At 50.3% G+C, this 8,570-nt stretch carries 1 protein-coding gene; it reads left to right on the top strand.

Features of this window, described 5'->3' with window-relative positions; translation table 11 throughout:
• The coding region (locus HB364_RS32815) for an HYR-like domain-containing protein (RefSeq protein ID WP_167292695.1) at positions 1-8,570 on the top strand (8,570 nt) is incomplete at both ends.

Genomic DNA, 8,570 nt, shown 5'->3' with positions numbered 1-8,570 from the left:
GCCACTCAAATATTGACTGTAACTGATAATATACCTCCGGTATTAACCGGTGTTCCTGCTGATGCAACGGTTCAATGTGGTAGTATACCTGCTGTGGCTACAGTGACTGCCACTGACAATTGTGATCCGACGGTTCCTGTAACCTTTGCAGAAACCAGCACTGTAGTTGATGGATGCGGAATTATTACCAGAACCTGGACTGCTACTGACGCCTGCGGTAATACAGTGACTGCAACTCAAACGCTGACTGTCGTTGACAATACACCGCCGGTATTCACTGGCGTTCCTGCTGATGCTACCGTTCAATGCGGTGCAATACCTGCAGCAGCTACTGTAACAGCCACTGACAACTGCGATCCGACAGTTCCTGTGACCTTTAATGAAGTGATTAGTGTAACAGGCGGTTGCGGTACCATTACCAGAACCTGGTCAGCGACTGATGTCTGTGGTAATACCGTAACTGCTACTCAGACTTTTACCGTAGTTGATAATACCCCGCCAGTATTATCTGGTGTTCCTGCCGATGCAACGGTTCAATGTGGTAGTGTACCTGCTGCGGCTACTGTGACAGCTTCTGATAATTGCGATCCAAATGTACCAGTTACATTGACAGAAACTAGCACTGTAGTGGATGGATGTGGAACAATTACCCGTATCTGGACAGCTACCGATGCTTGCGGTAATACGGCGACTGCTATGCAAACACTTACTGTAACTGATAATGAACCGCCGGTATTAAGCGGCGTTCCTGCTGATGCCACTGTTCAGTGCGGAAGTATTCCTGCTGCAGCTACCGTGACAGCCGCTGATAATTGCGATCCGACTGCGCCTGTAACCTTTAATGAAGTAATTAGTGTAACTGATGGTTGTGGAACCATTACCAGGACCTGGACTGCGACCGATGCCTGTGGTAACACGGTGACAGCAACACAAACTTTAACCGTTGTTGATAACACACCACCCGTATTAACTGGTGTTCCTGCAAATGCAACGGTTCAGTGTGGAAGTATACCAACCGCTGCAACCGTGACAGCCACAGATAATTGCGATCCGACTATATCTGTGACATTTGCTGAGACAAGCACTGTAGTGGAGGGTTGCGGCACCATCACCAGAACCTGGACAGCCACTGATGCCTGCGGTAATACCACGACAGCAACTCAAACCTTAACTGTTGTTGATAATACACCACCGGTATTAACGGGTGTTCCTGCAGATGCAACGGTTCAGTGTGGTAGTATTCCTGTTGCCGCTATAGTTACTGCCGCTGGCAACTGTGATCCGACAGTTCCTGTAGTCTTTGCGGAGACCAGCACTGTAGTGGACGGCTGCGGTACAATCACCAGGGCCTGGACAGCGACCGATGCCTGCGGCAATACAGTGACTGCGACTCAGACTTTAACTGTTGTTGATAATACACCACCGGTATTGATCGGTGTTCCAACCGATGCGACTGTTCAGTGTGGCGCTATTCCTGCTGCCGCAACAGTGACTGCAACTGATAATTGCGATCCTACAGCTCCTGTAACCTTTAATGAAGTAGTTACTGTTACCGATGGTTGCGGAACTATCACCCGAACCTGGACATCGACTGATGCCTGTGGCAATACGGTAACTGCTACGCAAACACTAACAGTACAAGACAACACTCCACCAGTTCTCACCGGTGTACCTGCGGATGCGACTGTTCAATGTGGAAGTATACCAACCGCTGCTACAGTGACCGCCACAGACAATTGTGACCCGACGGTGCTGGTTACTCTTGCTGAGACTAGCACCGTAGCCGATGGTTGTGGTACCATTACCCGCACCTGGACTGCGACTGATGCTTGTGGTAATACGGTGACTGCAACACAAACCTTAACTGTTGTTGATAATACTCCACCGGCGCTAACTGGTGTTCCTGCCGATGCTACCGTTCAATGCGGTGTAATCCAAACTCCTGTTACAGTAACAGCCACAGATAATTGCGATCCGACTGTGCCTGTGACAATGACAGAAACTAGCACCGTGGCTGACGGTTGCGGTACGATTACCAGAACCTGGACATCGACTGATGCCTGCGGCAATACTGCGACAGCAACGCAAACATTAACGGTTGTAGATAATACTCCGCCGGTACTCTCTGGCATTCCTGCTGATATCACAGTACAATGTGGTAGTATTCCTGCTGCTGCTACTGTGACCGCCACTGATAATTGTGACCCGACAGTTCCGGTAACTTTTGCTGAGATCAGTAATGTTGTGGATGGCTGCGGCACCATTACCAGGACCTGGACTGCCACCGATGCTTGCGGTAATACCGTGACTGCGACTCAAACGCTGACTGTACAAGACAATACACCGCCAGTTTTAACAGGTGTACCTGCTGATGCGACTGTTCAGTGTGGTTCTATTCCAACTGCAGCAACCGTGACAGCTACTGACAACTGCGATCCGACTGTACCGGTTACAATGACTGAAACGAGCTCCGTAGCTGATGGCTGTGGTACCATCACCAGGATCTGGACCGCTACGGACGCCTGTGGTAATACGACAACTGCAACACAAATACTTACTGTTGTTGATAATACTCCACCAGTACTTACCGGCATACCTGCTGACGTTACCGTTCAATGCGGCGCTATCCCTGCAGCTGCAACAGTGACTGCCACTGATAATTGTGACCCGACTGTGGCAGTGACATTTAATGAAGTAATTAGCGTAATTGAAGGCTGCGGAACCATCACCCGTACCTGGACGGCTACTGATGCCTGCGGCAATACCGTAACTGCAACTCAAACGCTGACTATACAAGACAATATACCACCGGTATTAACCGGCGTGCCTGCAGATGTAACCGTTCAGTGTGGTGCTATCCCTGCAGCAGCAACCGTGATGGCAACTGACAATTGCGATCCTACTGTACCAGTGACCTTTAGTGAAGTAATTAGTGTAACCGATGGTTGTGGAACCATTACCAGGACCTGGACCGCCACCGATGCCTGTGGTAATACGGTAACTGCTACGCAAACTTTGACGGTAACTGATAATGCTCCACCAGTACTTAGTGGAGTCCCAGCCGATGCGACTGTTCAGTGTGGCGCAATCCCAACAGCCGCAACCGTAACTGCCACTGACAATTGTGATCCGACTGTACCTGTGACCTTTAATGAGACAACTACCGTAGTAGATGGATGCGGAACTATTACCAGAACATGGACTGCTACGGATGCCTGTGGCAATACAGTGACTGCTACACAGACTTTAACTGTTGTTGATAACATGCCTCCAGTATTAACCGGCGTCCCGGTAGATGCTATCGTGCAATGTGGAAGTATACCAACCGCTGCTACAGTTACAGCGACAGATAATTGCGACCCGACTGTTCCTGTGACCTTTAATGAGACAACTACCGTAGTAGATGGATGCGGAACTATTACCCGCACCTGGACTGCTACGGATGCCTGTGGCAATACGGCAACTGCAACACAAACCCTGACTGTTATTGATAATACTCCGCCTGTATTAACTGGTGTACCTGCCGATGTCACAGTACAATGTGGTAGCATACCGACCGCTGCAACTGTGACGGCCACCGATAATTGCGACCCGACTGTGCCGGTTACAATGACCGAGACCAGTACTGTTGTTGATGGCTGTGGTACCATTACCCGCACATGGACGGCAACCGATGCCTGTGGCAATACGGTGACTGCTACGCAAACCCTGACAGTAGTCGATAATACGCCACCGGTGCTCTCTGGTGTTCCTGTCGATGCCACTGTTCAGTGTGGCAGTATTCCTGCTGCAGCAACAGTGATGGCAACTGACAATTGCGACCCGACTGTGCCTGTAACAATGACAGAAACCAGCACCGTGGCTGACGGTTGTGGCACCATTACCCGCACCTGGACGGCTACGGATGCTTGTGGCAATACTGCGACAGCAACCCAAACATTAACGGTTGTAGATAATACTCCACCGGTACTCTCTGGTGTACCTGCCGATGCAACCATGCAATGTGGCGCTATTCCAACTGCTGCGACCGTGACAGCCACTGATAATTGTGACCCAACAGTACCAGTGACCTTTAATGAAGTGATTAGTGTTGCCGATGGTTGTGGCACCATTACTCGTACATGGACCGCAACTGACGCCTGCGGCAATACGGTGACTGCAACACAAACGTTGACTGTTGTTGATAATACGCCACCAGTGCTCATCGGTGTTCCTGCTGATGCTACGGTTCAGTGTGGAAGTATTCCTGCTGCAGCAACAGTGAGTGCTACTGATAATTGCGACCCGACAGTCCCTGTAACGTTCGCAGAAACTACTAGTGTTGCAGATGGCTGTGGCACGATTACTCGGACCTGGACTGCTACTGATGCCTGTGGTAATACCGTGACTGCAACACAGACACTGACAGTACAAGACAATACACCGCCCGTATTAACCGGTGTACCTGCTGATGCGACTGTTCAATGCGGTGCTATTCCTGTTGCAGCTACCGTGACTGCTACAGATAATTGTGATCCGACTGTGGCAGTGACCTTTAATGAAGCAATTAGTGTAACTGATGGTTGCGGCACCATTACCCGCACCTGGACTGCGGCCGATGCCTGCGGTAATATAGTAACTGCAATACAAACTTTAACAGTTGTAGACAACACACCGCCAGTACTCTCCGGCGTCCCTGCCGATGCAATCGTTCAATGTGGTAGCATACCAACCGCTGCAACCGTGACAGCCTCAGATAATTGTGACCCGACTGTGCCGGTAACTTTTAATGAGACCACTGCTGTTGTTGATGGATGCGGTACCATTACCCGGACCTGGACTGCAACGGATGCCTGTGGTAATACCGTGACAGCAACTCAGACTTTAACTGTAACTGATAATATACCTCCGGTACTCACTGGCGTCCCTACCGATGCAACCGTTCAGTGTGGCGCTGTTCCTGCTGCAGCAACAGTAACCGCTACAGACAATTGTGACCCTACCGTTCCTGTAACTTATAATGAGACCAGTACTGTTGTTGATGGTTGCGGAACCATTATCCGAACCTGGACGGCCACCGATGCTTGTGGTAACATGGTGACCACAACACAAACTCTGACAGTAACTGATAATATACCTCCTGTACTAACCGGCGTTCCTGTCGATGCCACGGTACAATGTGGCAGTATTCCTGCAGCGGCAACAGTGAATGCAACAGACAACTGCGATCCGAGTGTACCGGTTACAATGTCAGAAACGAGCACCGTAACCGATGGTTGTGGAACCATTACCAGAACCTGGACCGCCACCGATGCTTGTGGTAATACGGTGACTGCAACACAAACCTTAACTGTTGTTGATAATACTCCCCCAGTACTTACCGGAGTTCCTGCTGATGCAACGGTTCAATGCGGTGCAATCCCAACCCCTGCTACCGTGACAGCCACAGACAATTGTGATCCGACTGTGCCGGTGACTTATGTCGAGGCCAGTACAGTAGTTGATGGTTGCGGAACTATTACCAGAACATGGACAGCTACTGATGCTTGTGGTAATACGGTGACTGCTACTCAAACCCTGACACTTCAAGACAACACTCCACCAGTTCTCATCGGTGTTCCTGCCGATGCTACCGTTCAGTGTGGAGCCATACCAACGGCTGCGACAGTTACTGCAACAGACAATTGCGATCCAACTGTACCGGTAACAATGATAGAAACCAGCACCGTGGCTGACGGTTGTGGCACCATCACCAGGATCTGGACGGCCACTGACGCCTGCGGCAATACGGTGACAGCTACACAAACGCTGACTGTAACTGATAATACGCCACCGGCACTTTCTGGTGTTCCTGCCGATGCGACTCTTCAATGTGGAAGTATACCAGCCGCTGCGACAGTTACAGCGACAGATAATTGTGATCCTACAGTATCTGTGACTTTTGCAGAGACCAGTACCGTAGCAGATGGTTGTGGTACGATCACCAGGACATGGACAGCTACTGACGCCTGTGGTAATACAGTAACTGCCACACAAACGCTGACTGTCCAAGACAATACCCCGCCGGTATTAACCGGCCTACCTGCTGATGCCACCGTTCAATGCGGTAGTATCCCTACTGCAGCCACTGTGACTGCCTCTGATAATTGTGATCCGACGGTTCCTGTAACCTTTGCAGAGACCAGCACTGTAGTTGATGGCTGCGGAATTATTACCAGAACATGGACTGCTACGGATGCCTGCGGCAACACGGTAACTGCTACGCAAACGCTTACTGTCCAAGACAACACACCGCCGGTATTAACGGGAATACCAGTTGATGCGACTGTTCAGTGTGGTTCTATTCCTGCTGCTGCAACATTGACTGCCACAGATAATTGTGACCCTACTGTTCCTGTGACTTTTGCAGAGACCAGCACTGTAGTGGATGGCTGCGGTACGATCACCAGGACCTGGACTGCTACGGATGCCTGCGGTAATACAGTGACTGCGACACAAACGCTGACTGTTGTTGATAATACGCCCCCGGTATTAACGAGCGTACCTGCTGATGCCACCGTACAATGTAGCAGTATCCCTGTAGCCGCTACCGTGACTGCCACTGATAATTGTGACCCAACAGTACCAGTGACCTTTAATGAAGTGGTTAGTGTAACAGATGGCTGCGGTACCATTACCCGTACCTGGACTGCGACCGATGCCTGCGGTAATACGGTGACTGCAATGCAAACATTAACCGTTGTTGATAACACACCACCCGTATTAACCGGTGTTCCTGCAGATGCAACGGTTCAATGTGGAAGTATACCCACCGCTGCAACCGTGACAGCCACAGATAATTGTGATCCAACTGTGCCAGTGACCTTTAATGAGACAACTACCGTAGTTGATGGCTGCGGCACTATTACCAGGACCTGGACCGCTACGGATGCTTGTGGCAATACAATGACTGCTACACAAACTTTAACGGTTGTAGATAATACACCACCAGTGCTAACCGGCGTCCCTGCCGATGCGACTGTGCAATGTGGAAGTATTCCAACAGCCGCCACAGTAACTGCGACAGATAATTGCGACCCGACAGTATCTGTGACATTTGCTGAGACAAGCACTGTACTGGACGGTTGCGGAACTATCACCAGAATATGGACGGCTACTGACGCCTGTGGTAATACAGTGACTGCAAGTCAAACACTGACTGTACAAGACAATACGCCACCGGTGTTGACTGGTGTTCCGGCTGCTGCTACCGTACAATGTGGCAGCATACCTGCTCCCGCTGCAGTGACTGCTACAGACAATTGTGATCCGACTGTGCCAGTGATTTTCTCAGAAACAAACAGTGTTGTTGATGGCTGTGGAACCATTATCCGCACCTGGACTGCTACTGATGCTTGTGGCAATACGGTGACTGCGACACAAACGCTGACGGTACAGGACAATATACCACCAGTATTAATCAGTGTTCCGGCGGATGTAACCGTGCAGTGTGGTAACGTCCCTGCAGCTGCAACAGTGACAGCAACGGATAATTGCGATCCGACTGTCCCTGTAACCTTTGCTGAGACCAGCACTGTAGTTGATGGATGTGGTACTATCACGAGAACCTGGGCAACAACCGATGCTTGCGGTAATACGACAACTGCTACTCAGACACTTACTGTAACTGATAATACCCCACCGGTATTAACGGGTGTGCCCGCTGACGCAACGGTTCAATGCGGAAGTGTCCCTGTAGCAGCTACTGTTACAGCCTCTGACAACTGTGATAGCAATGTACCTGTTGCATTTAATGAGACTACCACTGTTACCGATGGTTGTGGCACTATCACCAGAACCTGGACTGCGACCGACGCCTGTGGCAATACAGTGACAGCTAGCCAGACATTGACGGTGCAGGACAACACTCCGCCAGTACTTACTGGCATTCCTGCTGATGCAACTGTACAGTGTGGATCTATTCCTGCTGCTGCAACATTGACAGCCACCGATAATTGCGATCCGACTGTTCCTGTGACTTTTACAGAGACAACTACCGTTGTTGATGGCTGCGGTACGATCGCTAGGACCTGGACTGCGACCGATGCCTGCGGCAACACAGTAACTGCCACACAAACACTGACTGTACAAGATAACACACCACCGGTATTAACGGGCGCTCCTGCAGATGCAACGGTTCAGTGTGGAGCTATTCCTACAGCAGCTACTGTAACAGCTACTGATAACTGCGACCCAACAGTGACGGTCACAATGACCGAGACCAGTACAGTAGTTGATGGCTGCGGAACCATTACCCGCATCTGGACGGCCACTGACGCCTGCGGCAATACAGTAACTGCAACACAAATATTAACGGTTGTTGATAATATTCCACCTGTATTAACTGGTATTCCTGCCGATGCGACTGTTCAGTGTGGCACAATTCCAGTTGCCGCAACTGTAACCGCCACCGATAATTGTGATCCGACAATACCGGTGACCTTTGCTGAGACCAGTACTGTAGTTGATGGATGTGGAACTATCACCAGAACCTGGACGGCAGCCGATGCCTGTGGTAATACGGTGACAGCTACTCAGACACTTACTGTAGC

Origin of the sequence: Paraflavitalea devenefica, from assembly GCF_011759375.1 — a bacterium.
In the GTDB taxonomy this organism is placed as follows: domain Bacteria; phylum Bacteroidota; class Bacteroidia; order Chitinophagales; family Chitinophagaceae; genus Paraflavitalea; species Paraflavitalea devenefica.
The sequence above is the reverse complement of the archived record's forward strand: the minus strand, read 5'-3'. Positions and strand labels throughout refer to the sequence as shown.